At 49.0% G+C, this 17496-nt stretch carries 17 protein-coding genes and 1 pseudogene; 3 read left to right on the top strand and 15 right to left on the bottom strand.

Features of this window, described 5'->3' with window-relative positions; genetic code table 11:
* Positions 1 to 7: 7 nt before the first annotated feature.
* The 13 genes from A4G20_03335 to A4G20_03275 form a co-directional block, all read right to left on the bottom strand.
* Complete coding sequence (locus A4G20_03335) at positions 8 to 805, bottom strand: acyl-[acyl-carrier-protein]--UDP-N-acetylglucosamine O-acyltransferase (protein ID QIW15429.1); 798 nt, start codon at positions 803 to 805, stop codon at positions 8 to 10.
* A gap of 10 nt (positions 806 to 815) precedes the next feature.
* On the bottom strand, positions 816 to 1223 hold the full coding sequence (locus tag A4G20_03330; protein ID QIW16843.1) for a 3-hydroxyacyl-[acyl-carrier-protein] dehydratase FabZ: 408 nt from the start codon (positions 1221 to 1223) through the stop codon (positions 816 to 818).
* A gap of 302 nt (positions 1224 to 1525) precedes the next feature.
* Positions 1526 to 2554: a UDP-3-O-(3-hydroxymyristoyl)glucosamine N-acyltransferase gene (locus A4G20_03325; GenBank protein ID QIW15428.1), complete on the bottom strand. Its 1029-nt coding sequence runs from the start codon at positions 2552 to 2554 to the stop codon at positions 1526 to 1528.
* Positions 2554 to 3315 carry a hypothetical protein gene (locus A4G20_03320; protein ID QIW15427.1) on the bottom strand — a complete coding sequence of 254 codons (762 nt, stop codon included), beginning with the start codon at positions 3313 to 3315 and terminating at the stop codon, positions 2554 to 2556. Before A4G20_03320 ends, A4G20_03325 begins: the two co-directional genes overlap by 1 nt.
* 83 nt (positions 3316 to 3398) lie before the next feature.
* Complete coding sequence (locus A4G20_03315; GenBank protein ID QIW15426.1) at positions 3399 to 5783, bottom strand: outer membrane protein assembly factor BamA; 2385 nt, start codon at positions 5781 to 5783, stop codon at positions 3399 to 3401.
* 56 nt (positions 5784 to 5839) lie between these two features.
* Positions 5840 to 7153, bottom strand: a complete 1314-nt coding sequence (locus A4G20_03310) for an RIP metalloprotease RseP (GenBank protein QIW15425.1) — start codon at positions 7151 to 7153, stop codon at positions 5840 to 5842.
* A 9-nt stretch (positions 7154 to 7162) separates the two neighbouring features.
* Positions 7163 to 8032, bottom strand: coding sequence for a phosphatidate cytidylyltransferase (locus A4G20_03305; protein QIW15424.1), 870 nt, complete (start codon positions 8030 to 8032; stop codon positions 7163 to 7165).
* A gap of 128 nt (positions 8033 to 8160) precedes the next feature.
* Positions 8161 to 8829 (bottom strand): di-trans,poly-cis-decaprenylcistransferase, encoded by a 669-nt coding sequence (locus A4G20_03300; protein QIW16842.1) that lies wholly within the window; start codon positions 8827 to 8829, stop codon positions 8161 to 8163.
* A 154-nt stretch (positions 8830 to 8983) separates the two neighbouring features.
* On the bottom strand, positions 8984 to 10174 hold the full coding sequence (locus tag A4G20_03295) for a 1-deoxy-D-xylulose-5-phosphate reductoisomerase (GenBank protein ID QIW15423.1): 1191 nt from the start codon (positions 10172 to 10174) through the stop codon (positions 8984 to 8986).
* A 280-nt stretch (positions 10175 to 10454) separates the two neighbouring features.
* Positions 10455 to 10976, bottom strand: coding sequence for a ribosome recycling factor (locus A4G20_03290; GenBank protein QIW15422.1), 522 nt, complete (start codon positions 10974 to 10976; stop codon positions 10455 to 10457).
* A 71-nt stretch (positions 10977 to 11047) separates the two neighbouring features.
* Positions 11048 to 11761, bottom strand: a complete 714-nt coding sequence (locus A4G20_03285; GenBank protein ID QIW15421.1) for a UMP kinase — start codon at positions 11759 to 11761, stop codon at positions 11048 to 11050.
* A 144-nt stretch (positions 11762 to 11905) separates the two neighbouring features.
* Positions 11906 to 12775, bottom strand: coding sequence for an Hsp33 family molecular chaperone (locus tag A4G20_03280; protein QIW15420.1), 870 nt, complete (start codon positions 12773 to 12775; stop codon positions 11906 to 11908).
* Positions 12772 to 13176, bottom strand: coding sequence for a heat-shock protein (locus tag A4G20_03275; protein QIW15419.1), 405 nt, complete (start codon positions 13174 to 13176; stop codon positions 12772 to 12774). Before A4G20_03275 ends, A4G20_03280 begins: the two co-directional genes overlap by 4 nt.
* A 141-nt stretch (positions 13177 to 13317) precedes the next feature.
* On the opposite strand from A4G20_03275, the gene A4G20_03270 reads away from it, so the two are divergent.
* From A4G20_03270 to A4G20_03260, 3 genes and pseudogenes are all read left to right on the top strand, one after another.
* Entirely contained in the window at positions 13318 to 13794 is a 477-nt protein-coding gene (locus A4G20_03270) for a transcription elongation factor GreA (GenBank protein ID QIW15418.1), read from the top strand.
* A gap of 269 nt (positions 13795 to 14063) precedes the next feature.
* Positions 14064 to 15224 (top strand): bifunctional tRNA (adenosine(37)-C2)-methyltransferase TrmG/ribosomal RNA large subunit methyltransferase RlmN, encoded by a 1161-nt coding sequence (locus A4G20_03265; protein QIW15417.1) that lies wholly within the window; start codon positions 14064 to 14066, stop codon positions 15222 to 15224.
* Positions 15225 to 15335: 111 nt separating this feature from the next.
* Positions 15336 to 15892, top strand: a pseudogene (locus A4G20_03260) (type IV pilus biogenesis/stability protein PilW).
* A gap of 64 nt (positions 15893 to 15956) precedes the next feature.
* Here the strand turns inward: A4G20_03260 and fis are convergent.
* The gene (fis, locus tag A4G20_03255) at positions 15957 to 16250 is read right to left on the bottom strand and encodes a Fis family transcriptional regulator (GenBank protein QIW15416.1); all 294 of its coding nucleotides are present in this window, start codon (positions 16248 to 16250) and stop codon (positions 15957 to 15959) included.
* Between the two features lie 6 nt (positions 16251 to 16256).
* Positions 16257 to 17240: a tRNA dihydrouridine synthase DusB gene (locus A4G20_03250; protein ID QIW15415.1), complete on the bottom strand. Its 984-nt coding sequence runs from the start codon at positions 17238 to 17240 to the stop codon at positions 16257 to 16259.
* Positions 17241 to 17496 lie beyond the last annotated feature (256 nt).

The following is a 17496-nucleotide window of genomic DNA, read 5'->3' as shown; positions in this document are numbered from 1 at the left end:
TCGACTACTAACGGATAATGCCACGGGTGGAACGCTTGAAGAAGTCCAAGAAGAGGCTGACGGCCGCTTCGGTTTTGGCATAATGCTCAATTTCTGGCATGGCTTCTTCTAGGGTTTTGCCGCTGCGGTAAATCAATTTATAGACATTGCGGATGGCGTGCAGGGTGGCCTTTTCAAAGCCACGGCGTTTAAGCCCTTCCAAATTGACCCCGAAAGGCTGGGCGTGGTTGCCCTGGGCCATCACATAAGGCGGCACATCTTGGCTAACCATGGAGCCGCCACCCAGCATCACGTGCGATCCAATGACCACAAACTGGTGAATGGCCGACATACCGCCCACAATGACAAAGTCATCTAGGGTAACGTGGCCTGCCAGGGTGGCATTGTTGGCCAGAATGCAGCGGTTGCCGATTTGGCAGTCGTGGGCAATGTGGGCGTTGATCATAAAAAGGTTATCATCGCCTACGGTGGTCACGCCGCCGCCCTGGGTAGTGCCACGGTGAATGGTCACGCTTTCACGAATGCGGTTGCGGTTGCCGATCACGGTGCGGGTTGGCTCACCCTGGTATTTGAGATCTTGGTTGATCTCGCCAATGCTGGCAAACTGGAAGATGTGGTTGTCTTCACCAATGCTGGTGTGGCCATTTACCACAACGTGGCTGTGTAGCTTGGTTCTGGCACCAATTTCAACATCTTTGCCGATAACACAAAAGGCGCCGATTTCAACATCAGGCCCGATTTTTGCCCCTTCTTCAACCACCGCTAGGGGGCTGATTTTGGCACTTGGGTGGATACGCTCTTCCATAGACCCTCTCTTATTTTCTTCTTGCACACATCAATTCGGCTTCACAAACTACCTTGCCATCAACCGTTGCAACCCCAGTAAAGCGGGTAACGCCACGCATTTCCTTGATAACTTCGACGTGTAATTTCATTTGATCGCCTGGTACAACTGGCTTTTTAAAGCGGGCATTGTCGATGCCTGCAAAGTAAAACAGCTCCCCACCTTCTAACTCATGGGTTTTAAAGGCTAAGATCCCCATGGATTGAGCCAGGGCTTCCATAATCAAGACGCCTGGGAAAATCGGCTTGCCTGGAAAGTGGCCGGTAAAGCAAGGCTCATTGACGCTGACATTTTTAACAGCGGTGAGCCACTTGCCTTCTTCAAAATCTAAAACCCGATCCACTAACAAGAAAGGATAGCGGTGGGGTAATAACTTCATAATTTCTTCAACTTCAACAACTTTCAATTCACGCGTTTCTGACACGATAAGTTCCTCTAGGTTAAATAATTTTGTTGTTTTTTATCTCTATGATAGCGCCAGCCTCTAGGCTGGTGCTGATAATGCTTAAGGCACCAGCGAGGACGCTGGCGCCATCTCGGGTGATTGAGCAAAGCTCAAGAGACAAGCGGAACAAAAATCGCAAAAATTTGCAAATTTTCGTAAAAATCTAATCGCTTGTTGCCTTGCGGCAATCCCCCCACCCTAACCCTCCCCGTAAACGGGGGAGGGGATCTATTTATTTAAGCCTTCAACTGCTTCTCAATCGCTTTTAAGCGTTCGTTGATCTTGTCAATATTGAGGGTCAAGGCTGCGGTTTTCCGCCATTCCTTGTTGGTTTGCAGCGGAATACCAGAGGAGTAAACCCCTTTTTCGGTAATCGGACGCATCACCATGCCCATGCCTGTGATGGTGACACCATCGGCAATTTCCATATGGCCATTGATAACACTAGCGCCACCAATTAAGCAGTAGCGACCAACCTTGAGGCTGCCGGCCATGATCACACCGCCGGCCACCGCAGTGCCCGTGCCGATATGTACGTTGTGGGCAATTTGGCAGAGGTTGTCAATGATAACATTATCCTCGATCACGGTTGGATCTAAAGCACCACGGTCGATACAGGTGCAAGCCCCGATCTCCACACGGTTGCCGATAACCACGCCGCCTGTTTGCGGGATCTTGATCCATTTTCCCTTGTCGTTGGCATAGCCAAAACCGTCAGAACCAATCACTGCACTGGATTGAATGAGGCAGTCTGTGCCGATTTGGACATTGTGGTAAACCGCCACATTGGCCCAGAGCTGGGTTCTGGCGCCGATTTGGCTCTTCTGGCCGACAAAGCAACCTGGGCCAATCACCACATCATCGCCCAGTTTCGCCCCCGCTTCAATCACGGCATTAGCCCCAATGGAGACATTGCTGCCCAGCTTGGCTTCTGGCGACACACTGGCAGAAGGGTGAATACCTAAAGCGGCTGCCTTTGGTGTGCTGTCCATATATTGGGCCAAAATAGCATAGGCCACATAAGGGTCTGGGACGATAATCAGGTTCTGATCGTCACGGCAAAATTCCACATCGGCCTGGCTGACAATCAAGGCACCTGCCTGACAAGCGGTCAATTTTTCCCGAAATTTTGCATTCGAGATAAAGGTGATTTGCGAACCATCTGCCTTCTCGAGGGCAGCAATGCTGGAAATGGCCAAATCGGCTGCACCCCGAAGCGTGCCGCCGATTTGTTCCGCTAGGTCATCTAAACGGAAACTTGCCATTATTTGCTCTCTGGTGCTGGCTGTGCAGGGGCTGCTTCTGCTGGCGCTGGAACGGTTGGCTGTGCAACAGGCAGGGTGCCGCCTACTTCTTTCAAGACCTCTTCAGAAATATCGTCATTTTCGCTGGTGGTGAACATCACCGCCTTGGCATCAAGCACCAGGGTGTAACCCTTGTTGGCTGCCACTTTCTTGATGGCATCATTCACCTGGCCAATCACTTCTTCTTGAACCTTGGCACGCTCAACCGCTAAAGCACGTTGTGATTGGTTTACCTTGTCTTGGAATTCAGCCGCACGTTTTTGGAAGTCAGCGACTTTCTTTCTAAAGGCATCTTCTTTTTTCTGGAAAGCGGTCACTTTACGCTCAAAGGCCTTGCCTTCCGCATTGATGGCATCTTGACGTTTTTTGATGTCAGCACTGCGTAAACGTGGGGCTTCTTTTTCAAGAGCTGCCGCTTTTTGTTTGATGGATTTTTCAACAGCCGCCTGTTCAGTCTGTAATTTTTTGCCTTCTGCTTCAAGGGCCTTGTTTTCTTCGGCTAATTTCTTGTCTTCATCAGCAAATTTTTTGTCATCTTCCGCAAAAGCCTCTTCTTCTTTTTTCACAGCTTTAACAAAATCAGACTCTGGATTAACAAAGGCTGGGTGGTTGGCCATGATAAATTCAGGGCTGATAAAGCCGATCTTATCAGCTGCATGGGCAGCGCCCATAGCAAGGGCTAGGGTTGCGCTAAGGCTTGCAAATTTAAATACGTTTTTCATTAAAAATCCTTATAAATCAAATAAATGAGGAAACAAGCGGTATGTTTTTAGGCTTTTTTTTGCAAATCATACCGCCAACTTAACTAGAATGAACTACCAATGCTGAATTGGAATTGCTCAATATCATCGCCATCGTACTTACGAATTGGTTTGGCGTAAGAGAAGACCAAAGGCCCAATCGGTGAATTCCATTGGAAAGCAATACCCGCTGATGAACGGAATTTTTTGTAGTCACCGAAATCAGGTAGGGCTGGATAAAGATCCTTATTCCATTTTGTATTCCAGACAGAACCAATATCAAAGAAGGCAGATGTCCGCACATTGTGCTGGTATTTTTCACTGACAAATGGGGTTGGCATAATCAACTCAAGGCTGGCTGTGCCCATAGCATTACCACCTACTACATCATAGCTGTGGGAATTAAATTGCTTATTTTGATCCAGATAAATGGCTCTTGGCCCAATGGCGCCATAGCTAAAGCCACGCACCGAGCCAATCCCGCCCGCACTGTAGGTTTGGAAGAATGGCAAGCCCTTGCCGCCAAAGCCGTTGGCATAGGCCAGGTTCACACGGGTATTGACCACCCACTTGTGTTCACGGTTAAGCGGATAGTAGTGGGAGAAGCCTGCACTCAGTTTGTAGTACTTGTTGTCTGAACCCGGAATGGTCACACGCCCGCCCAGGCTGGCCTGTAAGCCCTGGGTTGGCAAGAAACCACGGTTGAGGCTGTTGTAGTTCCAACCAAAGCTGAAGTTAAAGTCGGTGGTTTTAATCCGTCTGTAAACATCGCCTGCTCGGTCATAGTCAAAGTCCATGGAATTTACATAGATCTCACGGTTAAACTCACGGGTGACGTTGCTTAACTTATCCCGCACCACGCCCAGGCCTAGGTAGTATGAATTATATTCATCCACTGGGAAGCCCAAGGTACCGTCAATGCCGTAGGTTTTACGTTTATAGCTGGCCGAGCTGTTGTTTTTGGAGTTGTCATAATCTTCATAGAAGATGTTACCGCCTAAGCTGACCCCGTCTTTAGTGAAGTAGGGTTCGGTGTAGCCTAGATTAACGCTGGTGCCGTAGTCATTACGGGTGCCGCTCAGGCTGATGGTTGAACCCATACCCAAGAAGTTATCCTGCTTGATCCCAGCCTGGTAGCTAAAGCCGCTTTCTGTGCCGTAGCCGATACCAAAGTTGATGCTGCCTGTGTTACGTTCCTTGATTTTATAAACCACATCTACCTGATCGACTGAATTTTGCACTGGAAGGGTTTGCATATCCACGGTTTCATAGAAGCCTGTCCGTTCTAAACGGGCCTTGCCCAGGGCAGTTGCGGTGGTGGAGAGCCAAGCCCCTTCTTGCTGACGCATTTCACGGCGTAGGGTGGAGTCGGCGGTTACATCATTGCCCTCAAAGCGAATCTTACGCACATAGAGGCGTTTGCCGGCATCGACAATAAAGTTTACCCGCACAGTTTTGTTTTCTTCATCAAAACTTGGGTAGAGATCAACCTTGGCCGAGCCGTAGCCATACTGGCCCAGCTTGTCCTTGATGGCCTCTTCTAATTTTTGTAGCTCATTGGCACGGAAGAGATCGCCAATTTCATAGTTCTTGGTTAAGGCGGTTAATTCATTGGTCAGGTTGGCGGTGTCGCCCACAATGCGGATTTCGCTGACACGGTACTGATCGCCCTCGTGGATGGTATAGGTTAAATCCACTTCTTTTTTGTCATCGCTGAACTTGGCATCGTAATTTGCCAGGCGGTATTTGGCATAACCCCTGTCCATATAGTAGCTGCGTAAAATGTCGAAGTCCTGCTGCTGGGCCTGGCCTTCGTACTTGCTGCTGTTAAAGAGATCCCACCAAGGCACATCTGGCTGAATATTAAGCTGACTTAGTAGTTTTTTCTCTTTAAAGGCACTTAACCCTTCAAACTGAATATTTTTAACGTAGGTCACGTCATTTTCATCAATCTTGATGGTCAGCTGGTTGCCGCCCTCGGGCGTTGGGGTAAGGACTGGCTCAACTGTAGCGTTATAGCGGCCTGTTGAGTGATAGTGCTCAAGCAAGCTGTCTGCAAAGGCTTTGACCTTATCAGCATTATAAACTTCACCCTTAGAAATCAGGTTGGCCTTGAGGTTTTGCTCTAAAGCCTCAGTTGGAATGGCCTTATTGCCCTCCACCTTTACCTCGCTTAAGACAGGACGCTCGGCCACTTGAACCACAAGGGTGCTGCCTTCACGGCGGGCAGAAATATTATCGAAGCGATCTTGTACAAAAAGCTGTCTGACCAAGTTACTGATGTCCGCATCTGTTGCCCTTTGCCCCACTTTTACAGGCAGGGTCGGGATAACAGAGGCCTCTGTTTCTGCCGAAACACCTTCAACACGAATATCCTTTACCACGAAAGGCGCAGCAACCACGGCCACGCCATTGGCCAGTAAAAGAGTGGAAAGTAAGAGTTTTTTCATTTAACGCATCCTATTGTTTGCAAAATTTTGTAAAAATCAGACCGCTTGTAGCAAGCCTAAAAACGAATTATGTCATTAAAGAGGGCAAAGGCCATCAACCCCAGTACAAAGGCCATTCCAAGCTGTTGAAAAACAAGCTGAATTTTTTCTGAAACGGGCTTGCGTCTCACGGCCTCAACACCCAATAAAACCAGTCGGCCGCCGTCTAGCGGCACGATTGGGAATAAATTCATCACGCCCAGGTTCACGCTGATAAGGGCCATATAACTTAGGTAATAGACCAGGCCAATTTCAACCGTAGAGCCTGCCCCCTTGGCCATGGAAATCGGCCCGCCCATGTTTTTGAGCGACAGATCACCCGTGATCAGGTTGCCAATAAACTGGATGATGGTATAGATCAGGGAACCGACTTTTTCTAGGCTTTTACCAAATGCCGAAAGAATATCATATTTTAGCTCAGTACGATACTTTTCAGCCAAGGGCTGGAAGGTTGGGCTAAGGCCGACCAAGTAGCGACCTTCCTTTTCATTCCAAACAGGGTTGAGCACCAACTCTCTTGGCTCGCCTGCCTGTTCAACCTTGAGATCCAAGGGCTGGCCTGTTTTAATCTCTTGGGTTAGGAAAAGCCAGTCAAAGGGTTGGCCATTGATGCTTAAGATCTTATCCCCTGCTTTGAGGCCGGCCTGCTGGGCGGCTGAACCTTCGCTAACCGCCCGAATGGTCGGCTCAATCTTGCCACTTTGGGGGCGGATGCCCAGCTGGGTCAGCGGGTTTTCCTGGTTGCCGTCAATCTTCCAGCCAGATAAGTCCAGCACAAAATCTTGGCGGCGCTGGTCGTCAATCAGGTTGCCTGAGACTTCCACACGGCTTGAGCCGACAGCTCCCACCAAGGCCAGCACGGTTTCTTCCCAGTCCTGGACTGGTCGGCCTGCCACGCTTTTGATTTCAAAATCGTCAGGAAGTTTCGCCACTGCGGCAATGCTATGAGGCACAACTGTTCCGACCACAGGTTTTACTGTTGGCACGCCTGCCACAAACACCGCCCAATAGGCCAAAATGGCAAAGAGGAAGTTGGCCACAGGACCTGCCAGGATAATAAACATCCGCTGATAAACACTCTTGTTGTCATAGCGTTCATGATCTTGGCCTTCTGGTTCATCATTGAGCATTTTGACGTAGCCGCCCAGCGGAATCAGGGAAAAAACCCATTCCGTGCCCTGCTTGTCCACCTTCTTATAAAGCACCTTGCCAAAGCCAATGGAAAAACGCAGCACCTTGACGCCACACTTGCGTGCCGCCCAGAAATGCCCGTACTCGTGAACCGCCACGAGGACGCAGATTAAGACAAAAAAAGCTAAGATGGAGGTCAAAGGTTCACCCTATAAAACTAAAAAGAAGAAGGTTGCGAAAAATGGAACCGCTGCCGTTAGGCTGTCAATTCGGTCTAAGATCCCACCGTGGCCAGGAATGAGCTGGCTGCTGTCCTTAATGCCGGCCTGGCGTTTAAACATACTTTCGGCTAGATCGCCCAAGATGGAAATGGCCACCGTTGCAATAGACAGTAAGATAAAGGGCAGGAGAGAAAGTTCACGGCCAAAGACATTTTCTGGGGCAACATGCAGGAAGGCAAAGGCGATAAGCCCTGCGGTGACAAGGCCACCCAAGGCCCCTTCAATAGATTTGCCCGGCGAAACCTTGGCCGCCAGCTTGTGTTTGCCAAAAGCCTTGCCAAAGAAATAAGCCCCTGAATCTGCCGCCCAAACCAAGATGAAGACATAGAGCAAGACCCAGAGGCCCGCATATTCAGACTGGTGGTAGTGGTAAAAACGCAGGGCAAGTGTGGCAATAAAGAAGGGAATCAGGGTGCAGAAACCGAAGACAAACTTGGCTACCACCGATTTTTCCCACCACTTGGCAGAGCTTGGATAGGTCACCACCAAATAAAGAGCCAGCGCCCACCAAATGCAGCTTACAAAGAGGAGCGGGGTGGTTTCATCGGTTAAAAAACGGGCGGAGCGGATGTAGTCCGTGCTGGCCATAATAGGGAAAATCAGGAGGCCAAAGGTGGCCAAGGCCACTATGGCACGGCCCACGGGGCTTTTAAAGCCCGCAAACTGGGCCCATTCCCACATACCGAGGACGATCACACCAAAAAGGACAAGCGTAAAAGGCAATGGCGACAGGCCAAAGAGGGCAGCCAGTACAGCCGCAATCATCACAATCGCTGAGATAACTCGTTGTTTTAACATAGGGTTTCCTTTTAATTACATCCCCCCTCCGCCTTCAGCACCTCCCCCGCAAGCGGGTGGAGGGAAGGGAGATCTTGTTCTTTCGCTCCCCCTGCTTGCGGGGGAGCTGCCCGAAGGGCTGAGGGGGGTTAGACCCCACCAAAGCGCCGATCACGCCCTTGGAAGGCCAGTACCGCTTGGGCAAAGTCTTCATCGCCAAAATCCGGCCAAAGCACAGGGGTAAAATAAAATTCAGCATAGGCCGTTTGCCAGAGCAGGAAGTTGCTGATCCGCTGCTCGCCGCTGGTCCGAATAAGCAGATCCACCTGGGGCTGATCTTGGGTGACCAAGTGGCCTTGCAATAATTCAGGGGTAATCTCTTCAGGCGCTAGTTCGCCCCGTTTAACTTGCTCTGCCAAGGCTTGAGCCGCCTGGGTAATGTCCCAAAAACCGCCGTAATTGGCCGCAATATTGAGGGTCAGGCCAGTATTTGGGGCGGTAAGTTCTTCAGATTCCTGGATCTTTTGCTGCAAACTGGCACTAAAGCCCGCCTTGTTGCCAATAATTTTGAGGCGGATATTATTTTTATGCAGCTTCTTGACCTCGCCATTAAGCGCCCGCATAAAGAGCGACATCAGGGCAGACACCTCAGCCTCAGGCCGTGACCAGTTTTCGCTGCTAAAGGCGTAAAGGGTCAGCACCTTGATGCCAGTGCGAGCGGCAAAACTGACCGCACGGCGTACCGCCTTCACGCCATTTTGGTGGCCAAAGACCCGCAATTTGCCCTGCTGTTTGGCCCAGCGCCCGTTGCCGTCCATAATAATGGCAACGTGAGCAGGCATTTGCTCTGGGTCAAGTTGGCTGATTAAATCCGTCATCTTCTCTATTTATGGCTTAAAAAAGTGAACTACTATAGCATAAAACCTTGCCCTGCTCTATATGGCAAACGCCAACAAGCGGGGCAAATATGGCTTAAATTTGCAAAACGGCCTGCTCCGCCACTTCCCGAGCCAAACGGTCGATATGCAGCACATCCGCAATTTCACCAATCGCTATAGGGGCAATGTTTTCCACTGTGCTACGGTTGATGTACTCAATGTCCACAAAGCGAATTTTTCCATCCAAAAAGGCCTGGACAGCCACTTCATTGGCCGCATTCATCGCGGTTGTGGCATACTGGCCCTGGGCAAAGGCATCAATGGCCAGCTTCAAATTAGGGTAACGCTTAAAATCAGGCTCGATAAAGGTTAGCTCCTTGAGCTTGAAGAAATCCAGCGGCTCAACGCCGGCCTTAATCCGCTCTGGATAAGCCATGGTATGGGCAATGGGGGTTCGCATATCGGGGTTGCCCATTTGGGCGATGACCGAACCGTCCACATAACGCACCATGGAATGAATGATGGATTGGGGATGAATGATGATCTCCATCTCCTCGGCCGAGGCATTAAAGAGCCAGCGGGCTTCGATATATTCCAGGCCCTTGTTCATCATGGTGGCCGAATCGACCGAAATCTTCTTGCCCATAGACCAATTTGGGTGGGCGACAGCCTGTTCCGGTGTAATCGAAGAGAATTCGTCTAAAGGTTTGGTGCGGAAGGGGCCGCCTGAGCCGGTCAGGATAATCTTGCTAATGCCTAGATCTGCCAGAGGACAGAAACCAATTTGTCCTTGGGCTTCTGGCGGCAGGGATTGGAAGATGGCATTGTGTTCGCTGTCCACCGGCAAGAGTTTGGCCCCTGATTTGCGGGCTTCATCAATAAAGATCTGGCCACAGGTAACTAGGGATTCCTTATTGGCAAGCAGAACCTGCTTGCCAGCCTGTACGGCTGAAAGGGTGGGCAGGAGGCCGGCAGCCCCTACGATGGCAGCCATAACCATGTCCACGTCAGGGTGGGCACTGAGTTCACAAATGGCCTTTTGCCCAGCTAAGACCTGGGTTTTAAGGCCCTGGGATTTGAGCTGTTCTTCGAGTCTTTTGGCGGCCTTTTCATCATCAAGGGCAGCAAATTGAGGGTTAAAGCGTTGGCATTGGTCTGCCATAAGGGCCACATTTTTGCCGCCGACTAGGGCAAAGACTTGATATTGGTCTGGATTATGCTCTATCACAGATAGGGTGCTTTGGCCGATGGAACCGGTAGAGCCGAGAATGGTGAGTTTTTTCATAAGTTATATTTACTTGATCAAGATCCCCTCCCCCGCTTGCGGGGGAGGGTGAGGGAGGGGGATTGCCGTTAGGCAACAAGCGGTAGGATTTCTTGCAATATTTGCAAATTTTTAAGAAAAATAACTCGCTTGTATCTTGAGCTTCGCTCAATCCCCCCACCCCAGCCCTCCCCGCAAGCGGGGGAGGGAGTATAGGTTTACACAAAAAAACAAGCGGGCAAATTCACCTCAAAATTTGCAAAATCTTGAGAAAATTAACCCGCTTGTCCATTATCAGATCTTAGAAATCCAACAATTCTTTCTCTTTGTCCGCAAGCACTTCATCGACTTTCTTGATAAAGCTGTCGGTTAATTTTTGGATTTCTTCTTCAGCCTTGTGCTGTTCGTTTTCGCTGATTTCCTTGTCTTTGAGGAGGGCCTTGATCTTGTCGTTGGCATCACGACGGACGTTACGCACGGCAACCTTGCCCTGCTCGCCTTCGCTTTTGACGATCTTGATCAGATCACGGCGGCGTTCTTCTGTCAGTGGTGGAAGCGGGACACGAATGGTGGTGCCAGCTGATGATGGGTTAAGGCCTAGGTCTGAAGTCAAGATGGCCTTTTCTACCGCACCGATTAAAGAGCGGTCAAAGACGGTTACAGCCAGAGTACGGGCATCTTCCGCCACCACGTTGGCTACTTGGCGAAGCGGGGTTGGGGAGCCGTAGTATTCCACTTGAATAGCATCAAGCAGGCTTGGTTGGGCACGGCCAGTGCGGATTTTGGCAATGTGGCCTTTAAGGGCTTCGACGCTTTTTTCCATACGCTCTTGAGCGTCTTTTTGATTTGGTTGATCATTCTCTATCCTTTAGGGTTAATCAGTTAAGTAAAAAATTAAGCAATAGTGGTGCCTTCTTCTGTGCCTAGAATGACATTGCGTAAGGCACCTGGGCGACCCATGTTGAAGACCCGAATTGGCATGCCGTGGTCACGGGCTAGGGTAAAGGCGGCCAAGTCCATTACCTGTAATTCCTTGTCAATCACCTCTGCATAGGTCAAGTTCTTGTAGAGTTTGGCCTCTGGGTTTTTGGCAGGATCGCAATCATAAACACCATCGACTTTGGTAGCTTTTAAGACCACATCAGCCTCGATCTCAATCCCACGCAAGCAGGCAGCGGAATCGGTGGTAAAGAAGGGGCTGCCCGTACCTGCTGAGAAGATGACCACACGGCCTTCACGCAACATTTTGATGGCTTCAGACCAGTTGTAGGTGTCACAGATGCCGTTTAATTGGAAGGCGGACATAAGTTTAGCATTGACATCGGCACGGTGGAGGGAGTCACGCATGGCCAGGCCATTCATCACGGTGGCCAACATTCCCATGTGGTCGCCAACAACTCGGTTCATGCCTGCCTTGGCCAGTTTGGCCCCACGGAAGAGGTTGCCACCACCTAACACGACACCCACTTCCACGCCCATTTCGATCAGCTCTTTGATTTCAATCGCCATTCTGTCTAGAATGGACGGGTCGATCCCAAAGCCCTCGTCGCCTTGTAAGGCTTCACCACTTAATTTAAGTAAAATGCGTTTATAGATTGGTTGGCTCATAATCTTCCTCTCAGGGTTTAAAAAAATCGCAATATTTTAAAGGATTTAAGGGGCAGTGTGAAGCGACAGGCCAGCAAGCGGGCGATTTATTTGCATTTTTTACAAATAAGAACGGTATAGATCTTCTCTACACCGTCAAGCCTTTTACTTGGCCTCTGCCTTAAGCTGCTCAATGGCCTTTTCATCAAAGAAATATTGGGTGCCACAGCATTCGCACTGCATATCGATCACACCCTGTTTCTCAGCCAGCATTTCAGCAATTTCTTCGTCCGGCACTAGCATAATGGCTGCACCTGAACGCTCACGGGAACAGCCGCACTTAAATTCGGTGGCTTGTGGTGGGTAAACCTCCACCTGCTCCTCATGGTAGAGGCGGAAAAGCAGTTCTTCTGCGCTCAATCCGAATAACTCTTCTTCTTTCACAGTAGCCGTCAAGGTGGCCAAGTGCTCAAAGTCTTCAGGCGTGCCCGTGCCATCTGGCATAATTTGGAGCAACAAGCCCCCTGCCACGGCCTGCCCCTCAAATTCGCCAACTCGAATCGTTAATTGAGTCGCCAGCTGTTCAGAGCGGGCAAAGTAGTCTTCCAGGCACTCGCTGATGGTCGGCTTATCCAGGCTAATCACGCCCTGATAGCGTTCGCCCTGGTTAGGAATAATGGAAATCACCAGCACCCCATTGCCTACCATCTCACTCAAACTGGCATCGTCAGCAATCTCCCCCTGCACCCGGGCCAGGGCACGAAATTGCTGCTGATCGTTGCCATTGACCACGGCCAGTTTCAAGGCGCCATCGCCCTGGATTTGCACGGTAATCGAGCCATCAAACTTCATGGTCGCTGTTAAAAGACTGCTGGCCACCAGCATTTCGCCCAGGAGGTTTTGCACGGCTTTTGGGTATTGGTGAGTATTGAGGGTTTCGGTAAAGGTGCTGTTAAGCCGCACCCATTCGCCACGCACCGCACGGTTTTGGAAAAGGTAGCGATAGAGCTTGTCGTTATCTTGTTTGTAGGTCATAAATTCTCCGAGAAATGTTGTTTAAAGTTGACTAATTCCCGCCGCTCCTTCTTATTTGGGCGACGGTCTGGATGGGGCATGGCATTGGCCTTGCGGGCCAGAGCCATTTGTTCACGGCTTTCAATGCTTTGACTGGTTTCCTGGTAGAGCAACTGGGCTTCAGGGGCGCCACGGCGTTGATCGCTTAAGGCCATCACCACCACTTCTTTTTCCTCATTGCCCTGGCGAAGTTTGATCTTGGCCCCAACTTCTACCGTTTTGCTAACCTTGGCCCGCACCCCGTTATAGTGCACCTTGCCGCCTTCAATCATGGCCTTGGCAAGGGAGCGGGTCTTATAAAAACGGGCCGCCCACAGCCATTTGTCTAGGCGGACATCACCGCTACTTTCTTGGTTTTTCATTCTGTTCTCTCAAAATCGAAAAATACTGCCCCTAAATGGGGGCAATTCGCCCTATTTCAATGTTGCTATTTTTGAAAAGACAATGAATAATAGCCCCTTGTTTTTCTTTCGTAAATGTTTATTTCCCTGTAAGGATAACCAATGAAACAAATTCCAATGACTGTCCGTGGGGCAGAATTATTAAAAGAAGAATTAGATTACCTCAAAAATGTGCGCCGCCCGCAAATCATCAACGCCATCGCCGAAGCCCGTGAGCACGGCGACCTAAAAGAAAACGCCGAATACCACGCCGCCCGTGAGCAACAGGGCTTCTGCGAAGGGCGAATTCAGGAAATTGAAGGCAAGCTAGGCAATGCCCAGGTGATTGATGTGACCAAAATGCCACAAACCGGCAAGGTTATTTTTGGGGCGACCGTGGTCTTGGTCAATGTCGAAAGCGATGAAGAAGTGACCTACCGCATTGTAGGTGACGATGAAGCCAACATCAAAGAAGGCCTGATTTCGGTTAATTCCCCCATTGCCCGTGGCCTAATCGGCAAGGAAATTGACGACAATGCCGTTATCCAAACCCCAGGCGGCAAGGTGGAATTTGATGTGATTGATGTGAAGTATATCTAATCTTTTCCTCTTTCTCATAAAGAACAAGCGGTTCAAAATTTGCAGATTTTTGCAAGAATTGAACCGCTTGTTTAATCTCCCTAGCTTTAATTTTGTGATCTGGATCGAGAAATTAAACCAAGAAACTTCCCTCAAACCATAAAAATCACTAGCCTAAGGCCACTGACATCAGTACAATTCACGGTCTTTTTTCTTTATCTTTTTTATTGCAAATCTTAGCTATTTCCTAACATTTGCCACAAACCGTGTAATAACGAGGCTTAATCTTTATGTCAGAACAAAACTGTCAATCGCAGGTTGTAAGCGTACAACCAAAATCTGAAAAAATTAATTTAATGAATATGAACCGCCAGGAAATGCGGGAGTTTTTGGCTTCCTTGGGCGAAAAACCTTTTCGAGCCGATCAGTTGATGAAGTGGATTTATCACTTTGGTGAAGATAATTTCGACAATATGACCAATATCAACAAGGCCCTGCGGGAAAAACTTAAGGCCGTGTCAGAAATCAAGGCCCCTGAAATCGCAGTGGAACAGCGGTCATCTGACGGCACTATCAAGTGGGCCATGCAGGTGGGCGAGCAGCAGATTGAAACGGTCTATATTCCAGAAGCTGACCGTGCTACCTTGTGTGTTTCATCTCAAGTGGGCTGTGCCCTGGCCTGTACCTTCTGTTCAACAGCCCAGCAGGGCTTTAACCGTAACCTGAGCGTGGCGGAAATTATCGGCCAGGTCTGGCGGGCTTCTAAGGTGATTGGTAACTTTGGTGTTACTGGCGTGCGGCCTATTACTAATGTGGTGATGATGGGCATGGGTGAGCCCTTGCTCAATATGAATAATGTGATTCCTGCTATGGAAATTATGTTGGACGACTTCGCCTATGGCCTGTCCAAACGCCGTGTTACCCTGTCCACCTCGGGCGTAGTGCCAGCCCTCGACAAAATGCGGGAGCAAATTGACGTGGCCCTGGCCATTTCCCTACACGCCCCTAACGATGAATTGCGGGATGAGATCGTGCCAATCAACAAGAAATACAATATCAAAATGTTGATGGATTCGGTCAATAAGTATCTGGAAGTGTCCAATGCCAACCATGGCAAGGTGACCATTGAGTATGTTATGCTCAACCAAGTGAATGACTCGGTGGAACACGCCCACCAGCTGGCCGATGTGCTCAAAAACACGCCGTGTAAGATTAACCTGATTCCATGGAACCCGTTCCCAGAAGCCCCTTATGCCAAGAGCTCCAACACTCGGACAGACCGCTTCCAGAAAACCCTGATGGAATACGGTTTTACCGTAACCGTGCGGAAAACCCGGGGCGATGATATTGATGCGGCCTGTGGCCAGTTGGCTGGTGATGTGATCGACCGCACCAAACGCACCATGGAAAAACGTAAGTTTGGCCAGGGGATTGAGGTTAAGGCACATTAATCATCCACTTGCCTCTAAGGATAGCGCCAGCCTCCAGGCTGGTGTTGTAAGAGCTTGATATATCAGGCACCAGCCTGGAGGCTGGCGCCATCTTTCTTCAAAGGTGACCACATGAAACTTGCAAGATTTTTAAAAAACCTGACCGCTTGTAGCCTGGCTTTAACACTGGCCGCCTGTGTCACCTCCCCCAAGAGGCCGACTTCGACCGCTCTGAAGCCGCCAAGGCCCGGCTCAATCTGGCCCTAGCCTATTTGGAGCAGAAGGACTTTCCCAAGGCCAAGGAAAACATCGACAAGGCCCTAGTCCATGATGAGAAGGACTACCTGCCCCATTCAGTTCAGGCCTATTATTTCCAGCAAATCGGCAACCAAGACGAAGCTGAAAAATCCTACCAAAGGGCCTTGAAACTCAGCCAATCCCACCCTGATGTACTCAATAATTACGGCACCTTCTTGTGCAAGCAGGGCAAGTTTGCAGCCGCTCACCAGCATTTTGAGCAGGCACTTGAGAGTAAATTGCCCTATTATCATCAGGCTGATACGCTTGAGAATATGGCCTTGTGTGCGGACTTAGAGAACAATTCCGCTAAAAAAGCCGAGGCCTTGCAAGCCTTGGCAAAATTAGATAAGGCAAGGGCGGAGAAATTAAGTCAATTATTGAACAAATAAGAAAAAGGAAAAACCCTGTGAAAATCGCTCTTCACAGGGTTTTTGTTTATTCATTCGGTTAGAATTAGCCCATACCGTATTTTTTCAATTTTTTGCGTAATGTACCACGGTTAATGCCTAGCATGGTCGCAGCACGGGTTTGGTTACCACGGGTGTACTGCATGACGATGTCTAACATTGGGTGTTCGATTTCAGATAATACGAGTTCGTATAATTCTGTTGGATCTTCACCGTTTAATTGCGCTAAATAGTTTTTCACTGCATATTTTACATTGTCACGCAGTGGTTTTTGCACTTGTTGAGCTTGTGCGTTAAGCATTGATACCGTTAATGGGTTTTGTGTAGGCTGTTCTAACATGTTCCTCTATCCAACTAAAGAAGATTCTTGTCGAATCGTGTTGATTAAATCTTCCAGTGCCTTAAGCTGCTCCAAGCAGGAGTCTAAGACATTAAAAGTACGTTTAAATTCAGTATTTGGCATGAGCTTATCAACATACCAACCAACATGTTTGCGGGCAATTCGATAACCTTTTTGTTCACCATAAAAATGGTGGAGGTCTTCGATATGCTTGAACATGAAGTGGCATTTTTCTTCCAAAGGAAGCGTTGTGTAACTACCCTTGCCTAAGAAGTCCGTTACTTCCTTGAAAATCCAAGGGCAACCATAACTGCCTCGTCCGATCATTACTGCATCTGCGCCAGTATAATCCAGCACAAATTTTGCCTGCTCAGGCGAAGTAATGTCTCCATTGGCAATCACGGGCATTGAAACTGCTTGTTTAACCGCTTTCACGCTGTCATATTCAGCCTGACCTTCAAAAAGGCAGGCCCGTGTACGACCATGCACGCTCAAGGCTGAAATGCCTGCTTGCTGGGCAATTTGGGCAATTTCCACACAGTTTCGATGTTCAGGATCCCAACCCGTTCTAATTTTTAGTGTCACAGGTACATCAACGGCTTTTACCACACTGTCAAGAATGCGGGCAACCAAATCAGGCTCACGCAAAAGGGCAGATCCTGCCATTTTTTTGTTCACCTTCTTGGCCGGGCAGCCCATATTGATATCAATAATTTCTGCCCCATAAGCCACATTTACTTGCGCAGCCTGCGCCATTTCTGCGGGATCAGACCCTGCAATTTGTACGGCATTGATGCCAATTTCATGATGGTGCGCTAGGCGCAATCGTGATTTTTCGGTATGCCATACCTCGGGATTGGTGGACATCATTTCTGAAAAGGTTAAACCTGCACCAAATTGGCGACATAAACGGCGAAAGGGCTGATCGGTGATGCCAGCCATGGGTGCGAGCAGCACGGGGCTAGTCAGCTGATAAGATCCTATTTGCATTTTATTTAGCCACTTTGTTTATAGATTACACAATTCCAGAAATCACTTCCTCCAAATAAAAAGTACGGTGTTAAACCGTACTTTCTCCTTTCATCATCAAGCGTTTTTCTTGATTTTGGGTGGCGTATAATACGCATTTTTTGGGCCTTTGGGAAGCCTATTTTTTGCCCAAATTACAAATTTATGTCAAATTTGCCAAAATTTTTATTTGAATTGATACAAGTCAAGAATAAATGGCCTTATAATTTGCCCTATA

The organism is Pasteurellaceae bacterium RH1A (genome assembly GCA_012221805.1).
Classification (GTDB): domain Bacteria; phylum Pseudomonadota; class Gammaproteobacteria; order Enterobacterales; family Pasteurellaceae; genus RH1A.
This window is presented reverse-complemented; position numbering and strand designations above follow the sequence as displayed.